This window comes from Actinoplanes sp. NPDC051346, assembly GCF_040682215.1.
Classification (GTDB): domain Bacteria; phylum Actinomycetota; class Actinomycetes; order Mycobacteriales; family Micromonosporaceae; genus Actinoplanes.
This window is the reverse complement of record NZ_JBFBAJ010000020.1, coordinates 1-24043: the sequence shown is the minus strand read 5'-3', so window position 1 is coordinate 24043 and position 24043 is coordinate 1. Positions and strand designations below refer to the sequence as shown.

21 protein-coding genes are annotated in these 24043 nt (G+C 72.5%); 12 read left to right on the top strand and 9 right to left on the bottom strand.

Annotation, left to right across the window (positions count from 1 at the left end; genetic code table 11):
- The first annotated feature begins 4 nt into the window (after positions 1-4).
- The gene (mutM, locus tag AB0M36_RS34030) at positions 5-859 is read left to right on the top strand and encodes a bifunctional DNA-formamidopyrimidine glycosylase/DNA-(apurinic or apyrimidinic site) lyase (RefSeq protein ID WP_364166261.1); all 855 of its coding nucleotides are present in this window, start codon (positions 5-7) and stop codon (positions 857-859) included.
- Here the strand turns inward: mutM and AB0M36_RS34025 are convergent.
- The 5 genes from AB0M36_RS34025 to AB0M36_RS34005 form a co-directional block, all read right to left on the bottom strand.
- The gene (locus tag AB0M36_RS34025) at positions 795-1379 is read right to left on the bottom strand and encodes a spherulation-specific family 4 protein (protein ID WP_364166259.1); all 585 of its coding nucleotides are present in this window, start codon (positions 1377-1379) and stop codon (positions 795-797) included. The two genes, mutM and AB0M36_RS34025, sit on opposite strands and share 65 nt — an antisense overlap.
- A complete protein-coding gene (locus AB0M36_RS34020) occupies positions 1376-2542 on the bottom strand; it encodes a hypothetical protein (protein ID WP_364166257.1) in 1167 nt (388 codons plus the stop codon). The genes AB0M36_RS34025 and AB0M36_RS34020 overlap by 4 nt, the downstream gene beginning before the upstream one ends.
- Positions 2539-4026, bottom strand: a complete 1488-nt coding sequence (locus tag AB0M36_RS34015; protein ID WP_364166255.1) for a DUF3492 domain-containing protein — start codon at positions 4024-4026, stop codon at positions 2539-2541. The genes AB0M36_RS34020 and AB0M36_RS34015 overlap by 4 nt, the downstream gene beginning before the upstream one ends.
- A gap of 131 nt (positions 4027-4157) precedes the next feature.
- Positions 4158-4952, bottom strand: a complete 795-nt coding sequence (locus AB0M36_RS34010; RefSeq protein ID WP_364166253.1) for a CAP domain-containing protein — start codon at positions 4950-4952, stop codon at positions 4158-4160.
- Between the two features lie 106 nt (positions 4953-5058).
- On the bottom strand, positions 5059-5319 hold the full coding sequence (locus AB0M36_RS34005) for a hypothetical protein (RefSeq protein ID WP_364166251.1): 261 nt from the start codon (positions 5317-5319) through the stop codon (positions 5059-5061).
- A gap of 373 nt (positions 5320-5692) precedes the next feature.
- Between AB0M36_RS34005 and AB0M36_RS34000 the strand changes: the two genes are divergently transcribed.
- From AB0M36_RS34000 to AB0M36_RS33985, 4 genes are all read left to right on the top strand, one after another.
- Positions 5693-5887: a hypothetical protein gene (locus AB0M36_RS34000; protein ID WP_071805696.1), complete on the top strand. Its 195-nt coding sequence runs from the start codon at positions 5693-5695 to the stop codon at positions 5885-5887.
- A 317-nt stretch (positions 5888-6204) separates the two neighbouring features.
- Positions 6205-9786, top strand: coding sequence for a chromosome segregation protein SMC (gene smc, locus AB0M36_RS33995; protein ID WP_364166250.1), 3582 nt, complete (start codon positions 6205-6207; stop codon positions 9784-9786).
- A gap of 123 nt (positions 9787-9909) precedes the next feature.
- The gene (locus AB0M36_RS33990; RefSeq protein ID WP_364166248.1) at positions 9910-10527 is read left to right on the top strand and encodes an HAD-IA family hydrolase; all 618 of its coding nucleotides are present in this window, start codon (positions 9910-9912) and stop codon (positions 10525-10527) included.
- Between the two features lie 54 nt (positions 10528-10581).
- Positions 10582-11148: a nitroreductase family protein gene (locus AB0M36_RS33985; protein ID WP_364166247.1), complete on the top strand. Its 567-nt coding sequence runs from the start codon at positions 10582-10584 to the stop codon at positions 11146-11148.
- 96 nt (positions 11149-11244) lie between these two features.
- Here AB0M36_RS33985 and AB0M36_RS33980 read toward each other — a convergent pair whose 3' ends face one another.
- From AB0M36_RS33980 to AB0M36_RS33965, 4 genes are all read right to left on the bottom strand, one after another.
- Positions 11245-11664 (bottom strand): hypothetical protein, encoded by a 420-nt coding sequence (locus AB0M36_RS33980; protein WP_364166245.1) that lies wholly within the window; start codon positions 11662-11664, stop codon positions 11245-11247.
- Positions 11661-11945: a hypothetical protein gene (locus AB0M36_RS33975; RefSeq protein ID WP_364166243.1), complete on the bottom strand. Its 285-nt coding sequence runs from the start codon at positions 11943-11945 to the stop codon at positions 11661-11663. Before AB0M36_RS33975 ends, AB0M36_RS33980 begins: the two co-directional genes overlap by 4 nt.
- 89 nt (positions 11946-12034) lie before the next feature.
- On the bottom strand, positions 12035-13723 hold the full coding sequence (locus AB0M36_RS33970) for an alkaline phosphatase D family protein (protein ID WP_364166241.1): 1689 nt from the start codon (positions 13721-13723) through the stop codon (positions 12035-12037).
- Entirely contained in the window at positions 13720-13920 is a 201-nt protein-coding gene (locus tag AB0M36_RS33965; RefSeq protein WP_364166239.1) for a hypothetical protein, read from the bottom strand. The genes AB0M36_RS33970 and AB0M36_RS33965 overlap by 4 nt, the downstream gene beginning before the upstream one ends.
- Positions 13921-13955: 35 nt before the next feature.
- On the opposite strand from AB0M36_RS33965, the gene ftsY reads away from it, so the two are divergent.
- From ftsY to AB0M36_RS33930, 7 genes are all read left to right on the top strand, one after another.
- Positions 13956-15146, top strand: a complete 1191-nt coding sequence (gene ftsY / locus AB0M36_RS33960) for a signal recognition particle-docking protein FtsY (protein ID WP_364166237.1) — start codon at positions 13956-13958, stop codon at positions 15144-15146.
- Between the two features lie 70 nt (positions 15147-15216).
- On the top strand, positions 15217-16029 hold the full coding sequence (locus AB0M36_RS33955) for an aminoglycoside phosphotransferase family protein (protein WP_364166235.1): 813 nt from the start codon (positions 15217-15219) through the stop codon (positions 16027-16029).
- A 211-nt stretch (positions 16030-16240) separates the two neighbouring features.
- Complete coding sequence (locus AB0M36_RS33950) at positions 16241-17632, top strand: ammonium transporter (protein ID WP_364166234.1); 1392 nt, start codon at positions 16241-16243, stop codon at positions 17630-17632.
- A gap of 25 nt (positions 17633-17657) precedes the next feature.
- Entirely contained in the window at positions 17658-17996 is a 339-nt protein-coding gene (locus AB0M36_RS33945) for a P-II family nitrogen regulator (protein ID WP_071805723.1), read from the top strand.
- A 19-nt stretch (positions 17997-18015) separates the two neighbouring features.
- Positions 18016-20241: a [protein-PII] uridylyltransferase gene (locus AB0M36_RS33940; protein WP_364166232.1), complete on the top strand. Its 2226-nt coding sequence runs from the start codon at positions 18016-18018 to the stop codon at positions 20239-20241.
- Positions 20242-20313: 72 nt separating this feature from the next.
- A complete protein-coding gene (locus AB0M36_RS33935; protein WP_364166230.1) occupies positions 20314-22824 on the top strand; it encodes a glycosyltransferase in 2511 nt (836 codons plus the stop codon).
- A gap of 64 nt (positions 22825-22888) precedes the next feature.
- A complete protein-coding gene (locus AB0M36_RS33930; RefSeq protein WP_364166228.1) occupies positions 22889-23932 on the top strand; it encodes a class I SAM-dependent methyltransferase in 1044 nt (347 codons plus the stop codon).
- Positions 23933-24043: the final 111 nt, after the last annotated feature.

Genomic DNA, 24043 nt, shown 5'->3' with positions numbered 1-24043 from the left:
AGCGATGCCCGAGCTTCCCGAGGTCGAGACCGTCCGTCAGGGCCTGGCCAAGTGGGTGGCCGGCCGCCGCATCGAGGCGGTCGAGGTGCGACACCCTCGTGCGATCCGCCGGCACCTGCCCGGCGACGTGCACTTCGCGGCGGTGCTCGCGGGGCGCACGATCACCGACGTCTCCCGCCGCGGGAAGTATCTGTGGCTGCCGCTGGACTCCGGCGACGCGATCATCGCGCACCTCGGCATGAGCGGCCAGCTGCTCATGCAACCGGCCGACGCCCCGGAGGAGACCCACCTGCGGGTCCGGGTCGAGTTCGCCGATGACGGCCCGGAGCTGCGCTTCGTCGATCAGCGTACGTTCGGCGGGCTGTCGGTCTCCTCCGGCGGCGCCGAGCTGCCGGCGGAGATCTCGCACATCGCCCGTGACCCGATGGACCCGCTCTTCGACGACGAGGCGTTCGTGGCGGCGCTGCGGCGCAAACACACCGAGGTCAAGCGGGCTCTGCTGGACCAGACGCTGATCTCCGGGGTGGGCAACATCTACGCCGACGAGGCGCTCTGGCGGGCCCAGCTGCACGGTGCCCGCCCGACGGACGCGCTGACCGCGCCGGCGGTGCGGCGGCTGCTCGGCCACGTGCGCGACGTCCTCGCCGAGGCGATCGTCGCCGGGGGGACCAGCTTCGACGCGCTCTACGTCAACGTGAACGGGGAGAGCGGATACTTCGACCGGGCACTGAACGCGTACGGCCGTGAGGGCCAGCCGTGCCACCGGTGCGGTGCGGCCATGCGCCGCGAGCAGTTCATGAACCGCTCGTCGTACAGCTGCCCCCGCTGCCAGCCCCGCCCCCGGAAGCCGCTGCGCTGAAGGGTCCGGCGTCGGTGGCGAGCCCGAACCCGGCGCCGCGGCGGCCCATCAGCCGGCGGGCCGCGGTCAGCAGCTCCGGCGGCACCCCGTGCACGAGGTGGCCGTCGCCGGGCCGGACCCCGTCGCCGTCCCAGCCCTGATAGGCCGACCAGGGTCCGTCGAAGGTGCAGATCTTCACGCCCAGTTCCCGGTACATCGGATGGGTGGGCACGCCCGGATTGAGCACGACGCGGTGCAGGCCCCGGCGGGCGGCCAGCCGCACGGTCAGCGCCACCGGACCGACCCCGCTCGACCCGGCCGGCGCCCGGTCCAGGAAGAGGCCCTGGACGCCGTCCTCCCGCCAGGCGTCCACGTCGGCGAGCACGTCCGCGAGCGAGCGCCCACCCCAGTCGAGGTCGACGCGGCCCAGCCGCTGGTGTGCCGACCGGGTCGGGCCGGGTCGTTCCTGCACGATCCAGGTGTCGACATCCACGGGCAGGTCGGGCGACGGTTGCGCGTACGGGGGGAACAGGGTCTTCACGGCGTCCTCCGGGGGTCAGCGGCGGTACGGGCAACGATGAGCAGGCCGGCGAGGTGGGTCGCCGCCAGCAGGGCGACGACGGCGGACAACGGCTCGGCGGGCAGGACCCGGGAAACCACGAGCGCCCCGGCCGGCGGTGCCATGGCGAGCAGGGTCGCGACCCCGGTACGCCCGCGCCAGCCGAGCAGCAGGGTGATCGCCAGGACGCCGCTGAGCAGGATCCCGCCCGCGAAGACGAGCACTGCGGCGCGTGTCCCGCCCGGCAGTCGCAGCGCGGCCGCGGCCAGGGCCGTACCGACGGCGAGCGGCGGCAGCAGCGCGGCGACGGTCACGACGGTGACGTCGCTCAGGTGCGCGCGGAATTCCCCGTCGCTCTCCGAGACGTCGAGTCCCGCCTGAACCTGCCGGTGGTGCCAGCCGATCAGCGCCTCCAGGACCGGTCCGGCGGCGAGCACCGGGATCACCGCCAACGAGGCGGCGGCCGGCGGGCCCACGTGCCACAGCAGCGCGACGCAGGCCGCCTGTGCCGCGCCGAGCAGGAGTCGGATTCCGCCGTACCGAAGGTCGTCGGGGCGCAGGCGGCCCACCGGCGAGGAACCGAGAACAGGCCGGAAGGCGCGGGCGGCGGCCAGCGCCACGGCGAAGGGGATCAGCACCGTGACCGGCACCGTCTCGGCCAGCGTGTCGCCGACCAGTCCGGCGATGCCGACGGCGGCGAGCAACCAGCACGGCAGACTCCATCGGAGCACCGTCGCCTCGGTGCGGGTCACCAGCGCGACGGTGACCGTACCCAGGGAGAGCAGCCCGCACAGACCGACCGTGACGGCGAGTCCCCGGTCCGCGCCGACCAGGCCGGCGGGCGCGACGAGGACGAGCACCACCCAGAACGCGGCCGCGGCGGCGAATCCTCGCGCGACGACCGTGGCGGCCGGACCCCGCCCGCAGCGCCGGGCGACCACGGCACCGACACCGGAGAGGGCGTGCGCGACGCTCCAGCCGAGCAGCAGCGTCCCAGCGGTCACCGGCCGGGAGACCCGAGCGAGCGGCCCGGCCGCCGCCACGGCGACGCTCAGCGGGCCCAGGTAGAGCGCGCAGCGCAGCACTGTGGCGCCGAAGGCCGGCGCGCGCAGGCTGCCGCCGCGCAGCGCGAGGTCGGCGGTCACCGGTCTTCCCCGGCGCCGGCGAGCCATCGCACCGTGGCCGGGCGCGCGTCGCGCGGGGCGGGAACGGCCAGGGTCAGCTCGTAGGAGGGAGCCGGCGCCGGGCCGGCCAGGTCGGTGTAGAGCGCGCCGTAGACGCGGACGACCCGGTCCGCGGTGAAGCAGGCCAGGGCCCTGCGACGTGCGGCGTCGCCGAGAGCGCGCCGCCGGGCCGGCGCGGTGAGCAGGGCCGTGCACGCGTCCGCGAGGGCCTCGGGATCCAGGGGCACCACGACGCCGGCGTCCCCGAGCGTCTCGGCGACGGGTCCGACGTCGGCACCGACGACCGCGCGGCCCGACATCATGGCCTCGATCAACCGGTACGGCGGGTCCGACGGTCCCGGCAGGTGCACGACGAGGTGGCCCACCGCGTACCGGTCGCGCGGGTCGGCGGGTAGCGGATGCAGGCGGACGGCCCGGCCGAGCCCGGTGCGTTCGACCTGTTCGGCGCAGTGGTCCTCGTGTGCGGCGGTGACACCGACCAGGTGCAGCACCGTCCCCGGCACGGCGGCGGCTATCCGGGAGAAGGCGGCGAGCAGGCAGGCCAGGCCGCTCTCCGGTCCGCCGTTGCCCGCCCACACGATCGCCGGCGGATTGCGGGACTCCGGCGCGCACGGGAAGTCGACCGGATCGACGCCGGCGGGCACCGGAACCAGCCGGCCCGGCTCGGCGCCGTGCCGCAGCGCCCAGGAGTGGTGGTATTCGCTGAGCGGCGCGATCAGCCCGGCCTCGGCGTACCCGGTGCGCGCCACGGCCCGGCGGAAGCGGCGCAGGACGGTCTGCACAGCGGGGGACAGCCGCTCCTCGTTCGCCCGCAGCTTGGCCACCGGCGCCCGGGCCTCGGTGAGCAGCAAGGGCGTGCCGGTACGCCAGCGGCCGGCCAGCGCGGCCAGCAGCGGGGTCGTGCCGCCGACGCAGTGCACCAGATCCACCGGCGGCAGCGGTACGGCCAGCGCCCGGGCAGCGTGGCGCAGCAGCGTCGCCGCCGTCCGGGCGTCCCGCAGACTGAGCCGCGGCAACCGCTCGTCGGCGCCCGAGGTCCGCCCGGCCCGCCACGCCTCCAGCAGCACGTCCGCCAGGGGTACGGCGTTCAGCGGGGTGCCGGCGGCCAGGCTGCCGCCCTCGGCCAGCCCCGCGAGGCCGATCAGGCCCCGGGCGAACAGGTCGTCCTGCTCCAGGACCAGCCCTCGGCACAGCATCACGGCCGCGGCGGTGGCGTTCTCGTCCCTGCCCTCGCGCCGCGTTGTCTCGCGGGGCAGCGCCACCGTCCGCGCGGACGTCACGTGGGCGGGCAGCGGATACGCCGGACCTCCCGGCGGCTCGCGGTCCGAGACGGTGACCAGGTCGAAGCGGAACCGGCCGAGACCGTCGACGAGGGTCCGGCACCAGCCGCCTAGCGCGTCCCGGCGGAACGGATACCCGCCCCCGGTGAGCAGACAGATGCGCATGCGGTCAGCACTGCGGGCGCGTCGGGGGCGTTATCACGAAGGCTGCAACGACGCAGCGGTGCGAACGAAGGGGAGGCTGTCGACTAGCCGACAGATCTTTGACCCTTTTGTCGGGTTTGCGGACTCCTGGGTCAGGAACGCCCGAAAAGCTGGCCCCACACGATCGTGCCATCGACGCCCTTGACCGCGCCGGCGCCGATCGCCTTGAAGTCGCAGTTGAGGATGTTGGCGCGGTGGCCGGGGCTGTTCATCCACGCCGTCATGACATCGGCGGCGTCGCTCTGCCCCCGGGCCACGTTCTCGCCGCCTGGATCGTCGTAGCCCTGCTCCCGCGCCCGCTGGCCGAAGTCACGGCCGTCGTCGCTGACGTGGCTGATGTAGAGGTCGTCGTGGGTGCCGAGCTCCTGGACGTGCAGGCGCATCGCCGTACGCAACTTGGTGTCCAGGTCGACCGGGCCGCAGCCGGCCCGGTCCCGCTCGGCGTTGACCAATCGGATGACCTCGGACTCCTGGCCCGCGAGGCCGGGCGCCACCTCGGCATTGCGCACTGTCGCCTTGCGGGTCTTCACCGGAGCCTTCTTCGGTGCCGGCGGTGCCGTGGTCTTCTTCGCCGCGGGCTTGGTGGTGGGGGGCTTCGAAGAGGGTGCCGGTGCTGCCGAGGTGCCCGGTGCGTTGGGCGAGCCGGCGGTGCCACTCCCGGCACCGGGTGTCCCGGCGCCGGCGGCCGGCGCCACGGCGGCGACAGGCCGCTCAGCGACCGAGCCCGAGCCGGTGAAGTCCGAGGGGAGAAGGGCCGCGCCGACGCCGATGGCGGCCAGCACACCGCCGACCGGCAGGGCCACACGCAGCGCCGCCGGCAACTGCCGCCGATGCCGTCCGGCCTGTCCTTGCTGTTCGGTGTCGGTCTGCTCGATCGGCCCGCGCAACGTTCTGCCTCCGTCGTCGGAAGGGATCGAGGAAATTCGACCCGGGCGACGGTAAGCAGTCCGGTCGATACGCGGCAAACCAGCTAAGGAAGATCTAAGGCTCCCTTCAGGTAGAGACCCACCATTTCGGGTTCGGCCCTTCGGTGCGGGCGGGGCGCCGCACGGTCCGTAGGCGCTCGGCGGCGTTTGCCGCGCCTCCCAACCCGGTACGCGGACGGGCATGCTCGACCAGAGACATCTCGAACTGCTGCACGACTGCGACCGGTATCTGGAGCGCCAGCAGGTGCTCCTTGATCGACTCGCCGGCGATGATCGGACGGGAGCGGTCCTCGCGGCGATGGATTCCGCTTTTGATCAACTGCTGCACGCCGTCACCGTCGCGTGGCACCAAGTGGCCACCGACCTGGGTGAGTGTCGCTCGGACGGCGAAAATGCTTGATCGAAGCCCGGGTAGCGTGCCAAGGTGGCGTGATTCACTGGTAGACGGGGGTCGGCGCGTTGTCCACGGCTTGACGGAGCCTGGTCATCGGCGCACCATAGAAGAGTCGCCAGTCGCGCCCATCTGTGCTCAGTCGAGTCCTGAGCGCGGATAACTCTGCAACCCACATACGTTAACGGGTGCAGGTTACTGCGCCTCACGCGTGTCCGTGGGAGCAGGTGCGGAAACCACTGGGCGCGCGTTTGGCCGGCCTTTTCGGCAGCGCTTACACAAGAGACGCAGTGTCTCACAAGGAGAAGTCATGGCGAAGGCCCTCTACGGCCACGTAGGTGCGGCGCCCGATCGGCGCCTGCTCGACGAGGTCACCCGGCTGCGTTCCAGGGTGCAGGCTATGGAGTTCGAGATCACCCGTCTACGGGCGGAGAACGACCGGCTCGCGGCGGCGGCCGCCGAGGCGGACGATCTGATGCGGCTGACCGAGCCCGCGCTGACCTGAGCTCCGCGTGGCGCCGTGATCGGGTGCCCGCAGTCCCCCTCGTACCACGTAACGCACACAGAAAAGCGCGCCTCCACACATAGTGGCGGCGCGCACTTTTTTGAGATGCGTGCCAAATCCGCATCATCCTTATTGCTGTTCGCGCCTGCTTCGTCGCTTTGCGCGCCTGTCTCGACCGCGAATTCGCCCGCTAAAAACGACAAGCGGGTGGTAACAGCCTCAGATGGATAGGATCCGGGACGCGCGGCGTGCACGGACATGGCCCGCACCTGCGGGTAACCTCCTGCCGGAGAGCAAACCGCGACCCCCGGAGTCCCGTGCACCTCAAGAGTCTGACGGTCAAGGGCTTCAAGTCCTTCGCCTCCGCGACGACGCTGCGGCTGGAGCCGGGCATCACCTGTGTGGTGGGCCCCAACGGCTCCGGCAAGTCCAACGTCGTCGACGCCATCGCCTGGGTTCTCGGCGAGCAGGGCGCCAAGGCGCTGCGCGGCGGCAAGATGGAGGACGTCATCTTCGCCGGCACCGCCGGGCGCGCGCCGCTCGGCCGCGCCGAGGTGACCCTCACGATCGACAACGGCGACGGGGCCCTGCCCATCGACTACACCGAGGTGTCGATCACCCGCCGGATGTTCCGCTCCGGCGAGAGCGAATACGAGATCAACGGCAGCTCCTGCCGCCTGCTCGACATCCAGGAACTGCTGAGCGACTCCGGCATCGGCCGGGAGATGCACATCATCGTCGGCCAGGGCCGGCTCGACGCCATGCTGCACGCCAAGCCGGAGGACCGCCGCGCCTTCATCGAGGAGGCCGCCGGCGTCCTCAAGCATCGCAAGCGCAAAGAGAAGGCGATCCGCAAGCTCGACGCGATGCAGACCAACCTCAACCGCCTCAACGACCTCACCGCCGAGCTGCGCCGCCAGCTCAAGCCGCTCGGCAAGCAGGCCGAGGTCGCCCGGCGCGCCGCCGGCATCCAGGCCGACCTGCGCGACGCCCGGCTGCGGCTGCTCGCCGACGACCTGCACACGCTGCGTACCACCCTGGACAAGGAGATCGCCGACGAGTCGGCGATGCGCGAGCGCCGCCAGCAGGTCGAGGACGAGAACCGCGAGGTGCAGCGCTGGCTCGCCGACCTCGAAGCCCAGCACGCCGAGGACGCCCCGCTGCTGCAGGCGGCCCAGGACACCTGGTACAAGCTGTCCACCCTCCAGGAGCGGTTCCGCTCCACCGAGCAGCTCGCCTCCGAACGGCTGCGCCACCTCGCCGCCCCCGGCGACGAGGAACGCACCGGCCGCGACCCCGACCAGCTCGTCGCCGAGGCCGAACGGGTCCGCGAGCAGGAAGACGAGCTGCGGGAGGCCCTCACCGAGGACCAGATGCGGCTGGCCGAGGCGGTCGAGCACCGCCAGGAGCTGGAACGCCAGCTGGCCGCGGCCGAGGGCGCCCTGCGTACGGCGGCCAAGGCGATCGCCGACCGGCGCGAGGGCCTCGCCAAGCTGACCGGGCAGGTGAACGCGGCCCGGGCCCGCACCGGAAGCGCCGCCGAGGAGATCGAACGCCTCGCCACCGCGCACACCGACGCCCTGACCCGCGCCGAGGCCGCCCAGGCCGAGGTCGACGCGGTCTCCGCGGAGTCGACCGAGGCGGACCGGGACAACGTGGAGTTGGACGCCCGTCACGCCGACGCGGTCGCCGCCCACGACCGGGCCGCCGCCGTGGTCAAGGAGCTCTCCGACGCGGAGCGCACGGCCGAGAAGGACGCCGCGAGCTGGAAGGCCCGCGAGGAGGCGCTCGCCCTCGGCCTCAAGCGCAAGGACGGCGCCGGCGCGCTGCTCGGCAAGGCCGACCAGGTCCCCGGCCTGCTCGGCAGCCTCGCGTCGATGCTGACCGTCCGGCCCGGACACGAGGCCGCCCTCGCCGCGGCGCTGGGCGCGCTCGCCGACGCGGTCGCCCTCAGCGGGATCGACGAGGCCGTCGAGGCCATGCGTACGCTCAAGATCGCCGACGCGGGCCGCGCCGCCCTGGTCGTCGCGGGCCCCGCGGCGCCGGGCATGCAGGGATCGCTCGACTCCCTGCGGCCGTCGCTGCCGGAGGGCGCCACCTGGGCGCCCGACGTCATCGACTGCCCCGAGACGATCCGACCGGCGCTCCACCGGGCCCTGCGCGACGTCGTCCTCGTGCCGGACCTCGCCGCCGCCACCCGGCTCGTCGCCCAGAACGCCGAACTGCGTGCGGTCACCCCCGACGGTGATGTCCTCAGCGCCCACGCCGCGGCCGGCGGTTCCGGCAAGGCCACCAGCTACATCGAGGTGCAGGCCGCCGTCGACGAGGCACACGCCCACCGGGAGGCCGCCGAGCAGTCCATCGGCGAACTGAAGGAGCGGCTCGCCGACGCCCGCGCCGAGGTCGCCACGCACAAGGAAGCGGTCAACGTCGCGGCCGCCGCCAAGCGCGCCGCCGAGGGCGAACGCAACGCGGCCGCCCGTCGCCTCGCCGAGCTGGGCGCCGCAGCGCGCTCCGCCAAGGCCGAGTCCGAGCGGCTCGGCGCCTCCCGTTCGAAGGCCGAGGCCAACCGCGACCGCGACCTCGCCGGCCTCACCGAACTCGAGGAACGGCTGCGCCTCGCCGAGTCCACCCCGATCGACGAGGAGCCGTCCACCGAGGAACGCGACCGGCTCGCCGCGCTCGTGCCCCAGGCCCGGCAGAACGAGATGGAGGTGCGGCTCGCCGTGCGTACGGCCGAGGAGCGCGTCTCCTCGATCGCCGGCCGGGCCGACTCGCTGCTGCGCCAGGCCAACGCCGAGCGCCAGGCCCGCGAACGGGCGGCGGCCCGCCGGGCGGCCCGCGCCCGCGGCGCCGAGGTGGCCAAGGCGGTCGCGCTGGGCGCGGCGTCGGCGCTGGCCCGGGTGGCGGTCTCGCTGACCGCCGCGGTCGAGGTCCGCGACGAGCTGGCCCGCGCGCGTACGGCCCGAGAGGCGGAGCTGTCGGAGGTACGCGCCTCCGCCAAGCGCCTCGTCGCCGAGCTCGACCGCCTCACCAGCGAGGTCCACCGCGACGAGGTGGCCCGCGCCGAACAGCGGATGCGCATCGAACAGCTCGAGGCCAAGGCGGCCGAGGACTTCTCCCTCGACGTCGAAACCCTCGTCGCCGAGTACGGGCCCGACCAGCTCGTGCCGCCGACGCAGGCCGAGGTGGCGCTGGCGGAGAAGGACGGCAAGGACGTACCGGAGCCGGTGCCGTTCCACCGCCCCACCCAGGAGAAGCGCGCCAACAAGGCGGAACGCGACCTCGCCCTGCTCGGCAAGGTCAACCCGCTCGCCCTGGAGGAGTTCGCGGCGCTGGAGGAACGGTTCAAGTTCCTGTCGGACCAGCTCGAGGACCTCAAGGCCACCCGCAAGGACCTGCTCACCGTGGTCAAGGACGTGGACGACCGCATCCTGGAGGTCTTCGCGTCGGCGTTCGAGGACACCGCCCGCGAGTTCCAGACGGTCTTCCAGGTGCTGTTCCCCGGCGGCGAGGGCCGCCTGGTGCTGACCGACCCGGAGGACATGCTGACGACGGGCGTGGAGGTCGAGGCCCGCCCGCCCGGCAAGAAGATCAAGCGTCTCTCGCTGCTGTCGGGTGGAGAACGGTCCCTGACCGCCGTGGCGATGCTCTGCGCCATCTTCCGCGCCCGCCCCAGCCCCTTCTACATCATGGACGAGGTCGAGGCGGCCCTCGACGACGTCAACCTCGGGCGCTTGATCACGCTGTTCCAGCAGCTCAGGGAGAAGAGCCAGCTCCTGATCATCACCCACCAGAAGCGGACCATGGAGGTCGCCGACGCACTGTACGGCGTCACGATGCGCTCCGGCGTCACCCAGGTGATCAGCCAGCGGCTGAACCGGGAGCTGGAGGACTGAGCGAGGGCCGGGTCACGCACGCTCGGGCTCGGCGTAATCTTGGGCGTCTGAGTGGCCGCACCGCGTGCCTCCACTGCCGCGCCGCCGCTCAGGGGAAGTCGTCGAGAGAGGATCGTTCGCCGCATGCTGCGCCAACCCGCCCGGGCCATGCTCATCGACCTGGACGGCGTGGTCCGCCGCTGGGATCCCGCCGTCGCTTCGGCGGTCGAGGCCGAACACTCCCTGCCGGCAGGCTCCCTGTCGCAGACGGCGTTCTCCTGGGACCTCCTCCGCCCGGCCGTGGCCGGAGAGATCACCGACGCGGAGTGGATGCTCCTGGTCGCCAAGCGCCTGCCCCTCCCCGAGGACCAAGCTGCCGTTGCTGTCGCCGAGTGGCAGAAGCATCGAGGCACGGTGGACCCGGAGGTGCTGGCGTTCGTCCGGGAGGCCCGCGCCGCCGGCCGCCCGGTCGCTCTGGCCACCAACGCGACGGACCGGCTCCGGCCAGATCTCGAGTCGCTCGGCCTCGCCGACGAGTTCGACGCGGTGATCAGTTCGTGGGAACTGAAGATCCACAAGCCGGCCCCGGAATTCTTCGCCCAGGCCAGCGCCGCCCTCAACACCGAGGCGCCGTGGGTGCTCTTCGTGGACGACGACGACCGGGTGATCCGGGGGGCCCGGGCGGCCAAGCTGCTCGGCTACCGGTGGACGGGGTCGCATGACCTGCCCTACCTGCGCAAGGCTCTCGCCCTCCCCGCCTGACACCCCGCGCCCGGCGGCCCTCACCCACGAAAGCCCCTGTGGCAGGCTGTGCGGATGCCGGACGACCTGATCCCGCCCGGGCTGCATCCGATGCTCGCCGCGCGTTGGAGCCCGACAACGTTCGATCCCGAGTTCGAGGCCGACCCGGGACAGGTCGAGCTGCTGGTGGAGGCGGCACGCTGGGCCCCCTCCGCCGGGAACTCGCAGCCCTGGGCGTTCGTGATCGGCCGCCGAGGCGACGACACGCACCGGCGGCTGGTGCGTCACCTCGCCGCCAGCTCCGGACGCTGGGCGCCGGCGGCCAGCCTCCTGGTGGTGAACCTCGCCCACCGGTATGTCGAGGACACCGACTGGGACTACTCGGAGTTCGCGCAGTACGACCTCGGCCAGGCGGTCGCGCACATGACCATCCAGGCCCAGGCCCTCGGATTGTTCGTCCGGCAGTTCCGGGCGTTCGACCGCGACGGCGTGGCGGCCGAATTCGGCGTGCCCGACCACTGGGAGGTCACCACCATGTCGGCGATCGGCCGGGTGCCGGCCGGCGCCGGCTCGCTCGAACACCCGATTCCCTCGGCCCGTGAACGACGCTCGGTCGCCGAGCTGCTCTGGATGGGCGCCTAGCCACGCGTCGGCCGGCGAGAGAAAACCTGCGCCGTGGGCGCGGTCCGGGAAGCCACCCCGCCATAGTGGACCGCGCCTACGACAATGTCGTCTCGGTTATGCGTCTTCGGCCGGGACGATGATGATCCGGTCTTCGGCGATGAGACGTGTGGACTTCTGCGGTTCGGCCGTCAGGTAGGCGGCCGAGTGCTCGAGGGAGGCCCACACCGCATGCGAACGTGCCAGGTCGCCGCCGGTGAAGGCGACGGTGCCGGCCACGCGGCCCGCGGTCTCGGCCGTCAGGTCGAGCGTCAGGGTGCCGGGCAGGTGAACCAGGATGTCGAGGCGGGCGCGGGCGATCTTGTCACCCTCGCAGTGCCCGAGAGCCTCGAGGAGAGCGGTCGCCGGAATGCCGACGAATGCGCGTTCGTCAGCGACCTCAGTGATCACCTCGCCGACATGGACGTGGCCCTTGGCATAGGACCGGATCGCGGAACTGTCGAGCACGGCCCGGATCTCGTTCTGCTGGTCGTTCATGCCGTCGGCTCCTGGTCGGGCCAGCGTCCGGCCTCGATCGCGTCGAGCCTGCGACGGCTCTCGGCGCGCTGAGCTTCCGTGGGGCGGCGCAGCTTGTCGCGCCAGCGGGCCACCCCCTCATCGGTGATGGTGAAACCCGCCGCTTCCAGCATTGCTCTGGTGGCGGCGCTGCGCTGCATATGGGAGCGCACCGCCTCGGTGACGATCGCGGAACTGTTGGGGTGTTGGGCGAGGTAGGTGGCTACGTCGTCGGGGAGACTCACGGTGATCCGCCTTGTCATACTCGAATCATACTCTGACCCTAGGAAGTAGGGATGTAGGGACAATACAACGCAGTGATGAAGGTGCCAAGTCCGAACTGGATTGGGGATCAGTCCGTCAGGCGGACCGCGGCCACCGTGAAGAGGTTGCCGTCCTTGGTCGTGCCCTCGACCTCGACCTCCGCGCGGGCATCCGTGTGGCGCAGGGTGCTGACCGCGTTGCCGAAGTACGGCCCGGCCAGCCTCTTCCAGGTCAGCGGGGGCCGCTTCACGCCCGCCGACCTGGCCAGGGCGCGCATACCCCGGGCTGCCACGCGGGACCAGCTCAGGCGCATCAGCGGCCGCATCGGCGCCGGCACCTGGTTGTGGATCGGCGAGCATGTCAGCTGGTGCACCGGGGTGCGGACCGCGGGCCCGAGCTGGGCCCTGGCCACGTACGAGTGGTGCACGTCGCCGGAGAGCACGCTGATGGTGGCCGGGGGTGCGTACGCGCCGCCCGCTCCGACGCGCTCGGGGGGTGCGCCCTCGCCCCCTTCGCCCAGGCGGCGGCAGAGCTCCGTCAGGGCGTCGAAGGAGCGCGAGAAGGCCGCCCAGTGCTCCAGGTCGACGGCCCTGCGGATGATCTCCGCGAGGATCGCGCGACGGGTGCCGGGCTTGGACGTCAGCTTTTCGTTCCAGGCTTCGACGTGGTGGATCGCGGGCGGCATGAGCCAGGGCAGGGACGAGCCGATCACCAGGTGGTCGTAGTCGCCGTGCGCCTGGTCGACGAACCAGGCCCATTCCGCGGCCGGCAGCATCTCCCGGCGTGCCGGGGTCAGGACGCGGTTGCAGCGGTTGTCGAGCATCACCAGGCGGGTGCGGCCCAGGTCGAGGGCGAAGCTCCACTGGTACGGCCGGTCCGTGTTCTCCGCCGATGACGGCGAGTCGACCGAAATGCCGAAGTCGTGCAGCAGGTCTGTCGCGTCCGGGACCGCGGTGATCTTCGCGAGCAGGGGATCGGCGACCAGGTCGTCCGGGCTCAGGTTGCCGAGGTGCTGGTAGACCCAGTACGACGCCAGGCCGCTCGCGATGCGCTCGGCCCACCAGGGCTGCGCCGACATGTCCGAGCGCCAGGACGCCGAGGTGTTCCAGTCGTCGATGATCTCGTGGTCGTCGAAGATCATCACGCTCGGCACGGTGGCCAGCAGCCAGCGGACCTCCGGGTCGCGCCACGATTCCAGGTAGAGCTTGGTGTACTCGTCGAACGAGACGACCTCGTCGGCCGGGCCGTCCTGGCCCGCCGCGCGGCGGCGGCGCAGGAAGCGCCGTACCTTGGCCGAGGTCTTGTCGGCGTAGACCTGGTCGCCGAGGAGCACCACGAGGTCGGGGCGCAACCGCGGGTTGCTGGGATCGGTCATCAGCCGTCGGGCGTACGCGTCCAGGGCGTCTGGTGGCAGCTTGCGGCCGGTCGCGTGCGGGGTGGCCTCGCGGCAGGAGCCGAAGATCATGCTGACCGGGTGGTCCGAGTCCTCGGCAGGGCGGGTCACGATCACGCTCGGCGGGTAGGGCGAGTCCGGCTGCGGCCACACCTGCCGGTCGTCGAGCCACACCGCGTATTCGCTCGCCTCGCCGCGGCGCAGGCCCTCGACGATCACGATCGCGTAGTGGTGCCCGTACGCGGAAAAGGTGAGCGCGGACCCGGCGCCCCCGCCGTCGGCCTCGACCCGCACCCGGGCCGGGCCGGTGGTCTCCACCCAGAAGGTCGCCTTGTCGCCGACGACTCGGCGCAGCACCGGCCCGATGAGCAGGTGCGCGGTCACAGGGCCGCCGTGGTGAGAGCCATGCTGCCATCCTCCTCACCGACCCGGGATTTCGCCAGCGAGCTTTCGGCCACTTCATGATCACCGGGCGTATCCGGCGGGGCGGGGGAGGGGCGGCGCCCCAGGTCCGCGCGGAGGGCGACGGCGACCGGCGGGTGCGGGGTCACGGCGTGTCCGGCGACACGGACGGGTGGCACCACGCGCCTCCGGCCCATCTGTCAGGATTTCGTACATGGAATACGTGGTCGCCTCCCTGATTCTGCTCGCGGTGCTCATCGTCGGGGCCGTCGGTCTCGTCGTGCCGCGGCTGCGGCGGCGTGAGCTCCCGCCTCCGGGGCAGAGCCTGCCCGAGAGCCGGACGGGTACGACCACGCTCGAGCGTCCCGGCGTCCCGCCGGCAACCGAGACGCTGCCGCCGCTGGTCGAGCGTCCCGTCGAGCCGCCGGTCGTCGAGGAGCCGGTCGTCGAGGCGAAGCCGGCCCTCGAGAAGCCCGAGCCGACCGCCGGCCGCCTGGTGCGCCTGCGGGCCCGGCTCAGCCGCTCCCAGAGCGTCCTCGGCCGCGGGCTGCTCAGCGTGCTCTCCCGGGACCACCTGGACGAGGACGCCTGGGAGGAGATCGAGGACAGCCTGATCACCGCCGACGTGGGCGTCGAGGCCACCCAGGTCCTCGTGGAGCGCCTGCGCGAGCGGGTGCGGGTGCTCGGCACGCGGACGGTCGCCGGGGTCCGGGAGCAGCTCGCCGAGGAGCTGACCGCCGCGCTCGACCCCCACCTCGACCGCAGTCTGCGCACCGCGCCGCACGACGGTCGTCCGGCGACCGTGCTGGTCGTCGGGGTCAACGGCGCCGGAAAGACCACCACCTGCGGCAAGATCGCCCGGGTGCTGGTCGCGGACGGGCGCACGGTGCTGCTGGGCGCCGCCGACACGTTCCGGGCCGCCGCCGCGGACCAGCTCACCACCTGGGGCGAGCGGGTCGGCGCCGAGACCGTGCGGGGACCCGAGGGTGGTGACCCGGCCAGCGTGGCGTTCGACGCCGTCAAACGGGGTATCGACGTCGGCGTGGACACCGTGCTGATCGACACCGCCGGCCGGCTGCAGAACAAGGTCGGGCTGATGGACGAGCTGGGCAAGGTCAAGCGGGTCGTGGAGAAGCACGGCCCGGTCGACGAGACCCTGCTGATCCTGGACGCGACGACCGGCCAGAACGGCCTCGAGCAGGCCCGGGTGTTCACCGAGGTGGTGGACGTCACCGGCGTCGTGCTCACCAAGCTCGACGGCACCGCCAAGGGCGGCATCGTCATCGCCGTGCAGCGCAAGCTGGGCATCCCGGTCAAGCTGGTCGGTCTGGGCGAGGGCCCGGACGATCTCGCGCCGTTCGAGCCCGCCGCCTTCGTCGAGGCCCTGCTTGGCGCCGACGCGTAGGCTCGAGAGCGGTGAGCCCGTGAAGGGGCGGCAAGCCCGTGAGACGGGGAACTTCCAGGGGAGGTCGTGGGTGACGCAGGAGCGCAGCGCTCCCGACAGCAGTCGCGAGATCCCCTTGCACGGCGGCAACGTCAGCACGGTCTCGAAGCTCGGCGACACGGTGCGCCGAAACGCCGGGCCGTGGACGCCGGCCGTGCACTCGCTGCTGAACCACTTGCAGCAGGTGGGTTTCACGGGGTCTCCGCATGCCCTCGGCATGGACGAGAAGGGCCGCGAGGTCCTGTCGTACCTGGACGGTGAGTGCGGGGAATACCCGCTCGCCCCGCACTGGACGACCGAGGAGGCGCTGGTCACGGTCGCCACGATGCTGCGCATGTTCCACGACGCGCAGTACGGCTTCCAGCCGCCGCCGGGCGCGGTCTGGCGCAGCTTCGGCCCGCCCCCGCCGGACACCGAGGTGATCTGCCACCACGACGCCGCACCGCACAACGTGGTCTGGCGGCCGGACGGCACCCTCGCCCTGATCGACTTCGACCTGGCCTCGCCGGGCGCGCGGATCTACGACGTCGCGTACGCGGCCTGGACCTGGGTGCCGCTGTTCAGCGACCGGGATTCCTACACGCTGGGGTGGAAGCGGCCCAACCGGCCGCGGCGGCTGCGGCTCTTCGCCGACGCGTACGGTCTGATCCCGCGCGACCGGCACCGCCTGGTGCGGACCATCCGTAAGCGGATCGTCGACCATGTCGAGGGCATCCGCAGGATGGCGGCCGCCGGCGACCCGGCCTTCGTGCGCATCGTGCACAAGGGGCATCTGCGGCGCCCGATGCGGGACCTCCGCCTGCTCGACTACGAGCGTCACACCTTGGAGTACGCCCTGCGGTGAGCCGCCGCTTGTGAGAGTTTCTTCACACGTACGAAACAAACGGTGACCTGCTGGAAATCGCGCGTTGACCCTGCGCGAAACAGCCGACCGGAAGGCTGCGCCACACACCGGTCGACCGGCGCAACGCTGCCTCGGAGCCGGACCCGCGTTGCCCGCACGGCCCCCGCGCCGTGGGCAAGCGCTGAAGGACACCTATCCGAGAGGAGGCAGCGTGGAGATCAACACCGGCAATACCGCCTGGTTGCTCCTGTCGTCTGCGCTCGTTTTGCTCATGACTCCGGGTCTCGCGCTGTTCTACGGTGGCCTGAACCGGTCCAAGGGCGTACTGAACATGATGATGATGAGCTTCTCGTGCATCGGGCTCATCTCCATCCTCTGGGTTCTCTACGGCTTCACCCTGGCCTTCGGGGTCAACGGCAGCGAGGGTCTCAACACGGTCATCGGCAACTTCTCGTACTTCGGTACGGGCACCGACGGGATCACCGAGGAGTGGCTGTTCTTCGGCGCCTCCACCGGCATCCCCACCTACGCCTTCATGGGCTTCCAGATGATGTTCGCCGTCATCACCGTCGCCCTGATCAGCGGCGCGGTCTCGGACCGCATGAAGTTCGCCGGCTGGGTCATCTTCGCGCTGGCCTGGTTCACCCTGGTCTACGTCCCCGTCGCCCACTGGGTGTGGGGCGGCGGCTTCATCGGCTCGAAGATCCGCGCGCTGGACTTCGCCGGCGGCACGGCGGTCCACATCAACGCCGGTGCCGCCGCGCTGGCGCTGTGCCTCATCCTCGGCAAGCGTGTGGGCTGGCCGCGGGAGAACATGCGCCCGCACAACGTGCCGTTCGTCGCCCTCGGCGCCGGCCTGCTGTGGTTCGGCTGGTTCGGATTCAACGCCGGATCCGAGCTCACCGTCGACGGCACCACCGTCTTCGCCTTCATCAACACCCAGGTGGCCACGGCGGCCGCCCTGGTCGGCTGGGTCGTCGTGGAGTGGATCCGCGACGGCAAGCCCACGCTCGTCGGCGCCTCCTCCGGCGCGGTCGCCGGCCTGGTCGCGATCACCCCGGCCTGTGGCTTCGTCGCACCGGTGCCGGCGGTGCTGATCGGCCTGATCGCCGGTGCCGTCTGCGCCCTCGCGGTCGGGCTGAAGTACCGGCTCGGCTACGACGACTCGCTCGACGTCGTCGGCGTGCACTTCGTCGGCGGCTGGATCGGCTCGCTGGCGATCGGTTTCTTCGCGACCGCGCAGGTCAACGCCGGCATCACCGATCCCAAGATCCTCAACGCGAGCGAGGGCCTGTTCTACGGCGGCGGCGTGACCCAGCTCGGCCGCCAGGCCCTGGGCAGCCTCGTCGTGACGCTCTACTCCTTCGCCATCGCCGCGGCGATCGCCCTGATCATCAAGGCGGCGAAGGGCCTGCGGGTCTCCACGGAGGCCGAGATCTCGGGCATCGACATCGCCGACCACGGCGAGACCGGCTACGAGCTCACCCCGAGCGGCGGCGCGGGCGGCGGCGGCGCCTTCGCGATGGCCGGGCTCACCAGCACCAAGCCCGAAGCAGCGGACGTCGACGGCAAGACGGCGTCGGCGGAGAAGGTCGCCGGTTAAGTTCTCTGACATGGAAGGACTGAGCATGAAGCTGGTGACCGCGGTCATTAAGCCATACCAGCTCGACGCGGTGAAGGAGGCTTTGCACGCCCTGGGCGTCGCCGGGCTCACCGTGAGCGAGGTGCAGGGATACGGCCGGCAGAAGGGCCACACCGAGGTGTACCGGGGTGCCGAGTACACGGTGGAGTTCCTACCGAAGATCAAGGTCGAAGTGGTGACGGACGAGATCGACGTCGAGAAGGTCGTGGACGCGGTGGTGAACTCCGCCCGTACCGGCAAGATCGGCGATGGCAAGGTCTGGGTCACGTCGGTCGACGACGTGGTCCGGGTCCGTACCGGTGAACGCGGCCTCGACGCGCTCTGAGTCGCCGGCGGCGCCTCGGGTGCCGTCCGGCGGTTCGCCGGATGATCTCCGGGGACACGTGGGCGCCGCGGCCCGGGATGCCCGGGCCGCGGCGCTCGACGCGTGGCTCACCTCCGTGTTCCCCAGCCATGTGCCGGGCGTCAGCCTGGTGGCGGTCGGCGGGCTGGGGCGGCGGGACGTCGCACCGCACAGCGACCTCGACCTGGTGCTGCTGCATCGCGGCACGGCCGGGGTCGACCGGATCGCCGCAGCGCTCTGGTATCCGATCTGGGACGCGCGGTTGGGCCTCGACCATTCGGTGCGCACGCTGCCCGAGGCCCTTTCGGTCGCCCACGACGACGTGAAGGTGTCGCTCGGGCTGCTCGACGCCCGGCACGTCGCCGGGGACGCCGCCCTCTCGGCCGAGCTGATCGCGGCCGCCGGCGACCAGTGGCGGCGCACCGTCGTACGCCTGCTTCCGCAGCTCAGGGAGCTCACCGCGACCCGGTGGGCGACCCACGGCGAGCTCGCGTTCCTGCTCGAGGGCGATCTCAAGGAAGCCGCCGGCGGGCTTCGCGACCTGACGATCCTGCGCGGCATCGGCCGTGCCGGGTTCGCCGACACGCTGCGGCCGGCGGTGCGCGCCGCCGCCCTGCACCTGCGGGACACCCGCGACGCCCTGCACCTGGCGACGGGTCGCCGGGTCGACCGGCTGGTCGCCCAGGAACGCGCGGCCGTGGCCGCTCTGCTGGACGTCGAGGACGCCGACGCGCTGCTGCGCCGCGTCTCCGGCGACGCCCGGACCATCGCGCACGCCCTCGACGACGCCTGGCGTGCCGCCGACCGGCTGCGCGGCGTCCGCCGGCGTGGCACGGCCCCCGGCGCACCCGTGCGGCGGCCCGTCGCCCGGGACGTGGTCGAGCAGGACGGTGAGCTGGTGCTCGCCCGGACCGCGATCGGTCCCGTGCCGGATCCGACCCTCTCGCTGCGGGTCGCCGCCGCGGCCGCGGCCGTGCGGCTGCCCATCGCCCGCGCGACCTGCGAATGGCTCGCCGCCTTCTGCCCGCCGCTGCCGACGCCGTGGCCCGCCGCCGCCCGCTCCGCGCTGGTCTCGCTGCTCGGCTCCGGGCCGGGGCTGCTGCCCACCTGGGAGACCTGCGACCGGTACGGCCTCATCGACGCCTGGCTGCCCGAATGGGCCCGGATGCGCAGCCTGCCGCAGCACCACCCGGTGCACAGGTTCACCCTGGACCGGCATCTCGTGCAGGCCGCCTACGAGGCGACCGCGTACGCCCGCGAGGTGGACCGCCCCGACCTGCTGCTGATCGGCGCCTTCCTGCACGACGTCGGCAAGGGGCTGCCCGGCGACCACAGCACGGTCGGCGCCCCGATCGCCGCCGGCATCGCCGCCCGGATCGGCCTGCCGGGCGCCGACGTCGCGACCGTCGAGCGGCTCGTGCGGCTGCACCTGCTGCTGCCGGACGAGGCCACCCGGCGCGACTTGAGCGATCCGGTGACCATCTCCACGGTGGCAGAGAAGGTCGGCGACACCGCGACCCTGCACCTGCTGCACGCTCTCGCCCGCGCCGACTCGCACGCCACCGGACCGGCCGCGTGGTCGGACTGGAAGGGGCGGCTGATGGCGGAGCTGGTCCGCCGGGTGCACACCGCGCTCGACACCGGGGAGCTGCCCGCGCCGCCGGAGCCCGGTCCCGAGCTGCGTACGGGCGACCTGCCCGCCGTGCACCTCGACGGCGACCGGGTCGCCGTGGCCGCGGCCGACCGCCGGGGGTTGCTCGGCGCGGTCGCCGCCTGCTTCGCCCTGCACCGCCTCGACGTCGTCGCGGCGGACGCGACGACCGTCGACGGCCGGGCGATCGTCGAGTTCGTGACCCAGCCCCGGTACGGCTCGCCGGCGGACCCGCTCGCGCTCGCGGCCGACCTGCGCCGCGTCGCCGCCGGCGACGTGTCGGTCACCCAGCGGCTGCGGACCCGTCCGGCGCCGGCCCGCGACGGCGCCGCCCCGCGGGTCGTCTGGTTGCGCGCCGCCGCCACCGACGCGGTGGTGCTGGAGCTGCGCGCGGCCGACTCTGCCGGACTGCTCCACCGGGTCGCCGGGGCGCTGGACGAGGCCGGGGCCGAGGTGCGTGCCGCGCGCATCTCGACGCTCGGCGGCGACGTGGTCGACGCCTTCTACCTCGTCGGCGCCTGGGCGGACCCGCAGGCACGGGCCCGGGTCGAGGCGGCCGTGCTGGCCGTGGCCTGACCGTCACCTCCCGCGCGGCGGCGGCGTTGCCTTAGTGACATTCTCCGGGCTTAAGAAGAGGTCTGTTGCCGCATGGGGGAACCAGCCGGTCTGCTCGACGACTACCTGAGGATCGCCCGGTACCACGTGCAGCGGGCCGTGCCGCCCACGGCGATCCGGCTGCGCTCATTGGAGATGCGGGGGCTGCTGGCGTACACCGCGCTGCGGGGAACCGGGACCACGTACGCGGATCTGCTCGCCGCCGCCCGCGGCGGTGACACGCGATGGCTGCGACGGATCAGGCGGGACGTCCGCCCGTCCGTGCTCGCCGGGCTGGCGCAGACGCTGGCGTTGCAGGACATGCTCCCGGCGGACCGCACCGACGCGTTGGCCATCTACGACCTGGTCCGTGATGCGCTGGGCGCCCACGCGTTGCCGGGCGCGCACCAGGGGCTGCACGCACAGCTCACGTACACCTGGCGGGGAGCGGTGGCGGCGGGCGCGTTGCTGCGCGCGTACCCGGGGATGAGCGAGGCCGTCCGCGCCGACCTCGAGATCGACGTGGCGAATCCGTTCGCCGGCGACGGCGAACTGCCGGTGGCGCCGTGGCTCGCGGCGTTCCAGCGGCTCATGCCGAAGCCCTACCTGGCGCTCGACCCGGCCAACGGGCTGACACCGTTCGATCGGCTCACCGTCTCCGCCGAGCCGGTGCCGGTCGACGAACCGCACCGGATCTCGGTCATCGTCACCGCGTTCCACCCCGACGAGGGCCTGATCACCGCGGTCCGTTCGATCCTCGCCCAGTCCTGGCGCAACGTCGACATCGTCATCGTCGACGACGCCTCGCCGCCGGAATACGACGAGGTGTTGCAGCGGGCGGCGGCGCTGGGCCCGCGGATCCGGGTGGTGAAGCAGCCGTACAACCAGGGCACCTACCCCGCGCGCAACGCCGGGCTCGATGCCGCCGAGGGCGAGTTCATCGCCTTCCAGGACTCCGACGACTGGTCCCATCCGCGCCGCCTCGAGCTCCAGGTGCGGCCGATGCTGGAGAACGCCCGCATCGTCGCCACCACCACGGACGGGCTCGCCGTGACCGAGCAGCTCGTGCTGACCCGTCCGGCGGTGCGGCGCGGCCGCTTCAACCCGTCATCGCTGATGTTCCGCAGGCAGCTCGTGCTCGACCGGATCGGCTACTTCGACGGGGTTCGCAAGGCGGCCGACTCCGAGTACATCGGACGGATGCGGGCGGTCTACGGAGAGCGGGCCGTTCGCCACGTCGACTCCGAGCCGCTCGCGCTCATCCGGCTGTCGCAGGGGTCGCTGTCGCGCTCGGAGATCCGGGCGTACTGGATGCATCCGGCACGGGTCGCGTACTCCTCGGCGTACCAGCTGTGGCACGGCCGCATCGCGGCCCGGGCCGCGAAGCCCTACCTGCCGAGGGAGGGCGGCGACCGGCCGTTCGCCGCACCCGACCACCTCCGGTACGCCCGGGATGAGGCACCGCCACGCCCGGAGTTCGACGTGGTGATGGCCGGCGACTGGCGATTCCTGCAGGGCCCGCAGCTCTCGGCCGTGGAGGAGATGGTCGCGTGTGCGGACCGGGGACTGCGTGTGGCCGTGCTGCACCTGGAATCGCTGCGGCCCATGGCCCGGCGGCGCCACCCGCTCGCCGGCCCGATCCAGCGGCTGATCAACGCGGGCCGGATCACCCAGGTGCTGCCCGGCGACGTCAACAAGGCGGCGCTGGTCGTCGTCCGGCACGCGGCGGCGTTGCAGTTCGCGTCGGACGACGAGTGCCTGCTGCGGCCGCGGCGGGTGCTGATCGTCGCGGACCAGGCGCCGGTGCGCGGCGACGACCTCGACCACCGCTACGAGCCGGTGGCGTGCACGCGGACGGCCGCGCGGCTGTTCGAGGCGCCCGTGGAGTGGTGCCCGCAGGATCCGGAGATCCGGGCCGCGTTGCGCGCGTACCCGTCGATCGAGCTGACGTCCTACGACCTGCCGGTGGCGATCGGCCCCGGCCGGTGGACGGCGCCGCGCGACGCCGCCACCCGCGACGTCCCGGTGGCCGGCACGGACCTGTGCGATCAGGGAGTGTGGCCGCGGGACACCCGGGACTCGCTGTACGTCTTCGACGACCTGCGCCGGGTGGACGTGCGGCTGCGGCTGCCGGACTGGCCGAGGGTCGACGTGAGCCTCAGCGGTCCGCGCGCGCACCTGGTCTATGAGGCCGGCGACCTGGACCTTCGGACCTTCCTGCACCAGCTCGACTTCTATCTGCACTTCCCGCACCCGGCCACGGTGGAGACCTTCTCGCGTCCCGCCATGGAGGCGGCGGCGCAGGGGTGCGTGGTGGTCACCCAGGAACGGCATGCCGCGGTCTTCGGCGACGCCGCCGTCTACTGTGCGCCGACCGAGGTCGCGGGACTCATCAAGCGTTACGCCGGGGACCGGGTGCTGTTCGCCGAGCAGAGCCGCCGCGCCCGGGCCGTCGTGGCCAACGCACACCACCCGCAAGCGTACGTGGACCGCATAGCGAGCCTGGTGCACGCGCCGCACCACGCGACGCCCAGTCAGCGCACACCCGAGCCCTCCTGTGCGTAACGGGTGGGGAGGCGCCGGAGTTAGGGGACGTGTTGAGACGCGCGCACATCGGAGGTTTGAGCGAATGAGCGGCCTGACCCGGTTCGGCGGTCGGCTGGCGGTACGGCTGCGAAGCCTGACCCGCCCGCAAGCGGTGGTGCTCATGGCGGTGCTGGCGCTCGTCGCCGGCATCTGGACGGCGGCCGGCTCCGGCCACGCGGGCCTCGCCACCTCGCTCGTCGCGGTGCTGCTGCTCGGCGTGCTGCTCGGCATCCTGCACCTGTCGCGCTGGATGGCCGGGCTCTATCGCGCCAACCAGGCCGCACACCGCGACCTGAGGATCGTCGTGGAACAGATGCAGCGCCGGGTGGTGGCGGGCGTCGAGAAGGAACGGCTCACCGCCGGCGACCGGCACCAGGAGCTGACCCGCATCCTCACCCGCGGCCTGCGCCAGCACGGGCACGGCAACGACCTGCTGCTGCGCGCGCAGAGCCGGGAGATCGAGGCGATGTTCCAGCTCTTCGCCGAGTTCAGGCCGCGGGCTCCGATGCCGTCGTCCGGAGACTTCGCGCTCAACCCGACGGACCTGCTCGAGTTGCTGCACCTGGTGCGGTTGCGCCGGCCGCAGCTCGTGGTCGAGCTCGGCAGCGGCACGTCGACGGTGTGGCTCGCGTACGCCCTGGAGTCGATCGGGGGGCGGCTCGTCTCGCTCGACCACGACGCCGACTACGCGCGGCGTACCCGCGAGCAGCTCGACGCGCACGGGCTGTCGGCCGTGGCGGAGGTGCGCACCGCGCCGCTGGCGGATCTGTCCGTGGACGGCACGAGCTATCGCTGGTACGACGTCGAAAAGCTCGCCGACGTGCGCGACATCGACCTGCTGCTGATCGACGGCCCGCCCGCGTCGACCGGGCCGGACGCGCGTTACCCGGCGCTGCACGCGTGCGAGAGCCGCCTGGCCGCGGTGGCCACGGTGGTGCTCGACGACGTCAACCGGCCTGACGAGCAGGACGCAGTCCGGCGCTGGACCGAGAACGTCAGCGGTCTGACCGTCGAGCCGCAGCTGTTGGGGCGGCACGCCGTGCTGTCGTACTCGCGCAGCGGCGCGCCTGCCTCCGTACCCGTGTGAAAGTAGGACCGGCCGACATGCGGGGGCATGCCGGCCGGTCTTTCGGGGGGCGGGAAAAGCATTCGGTGCGGGGTCAGCGGCTGCCGAACTCCTGCGTGTAGTACGGGTTGC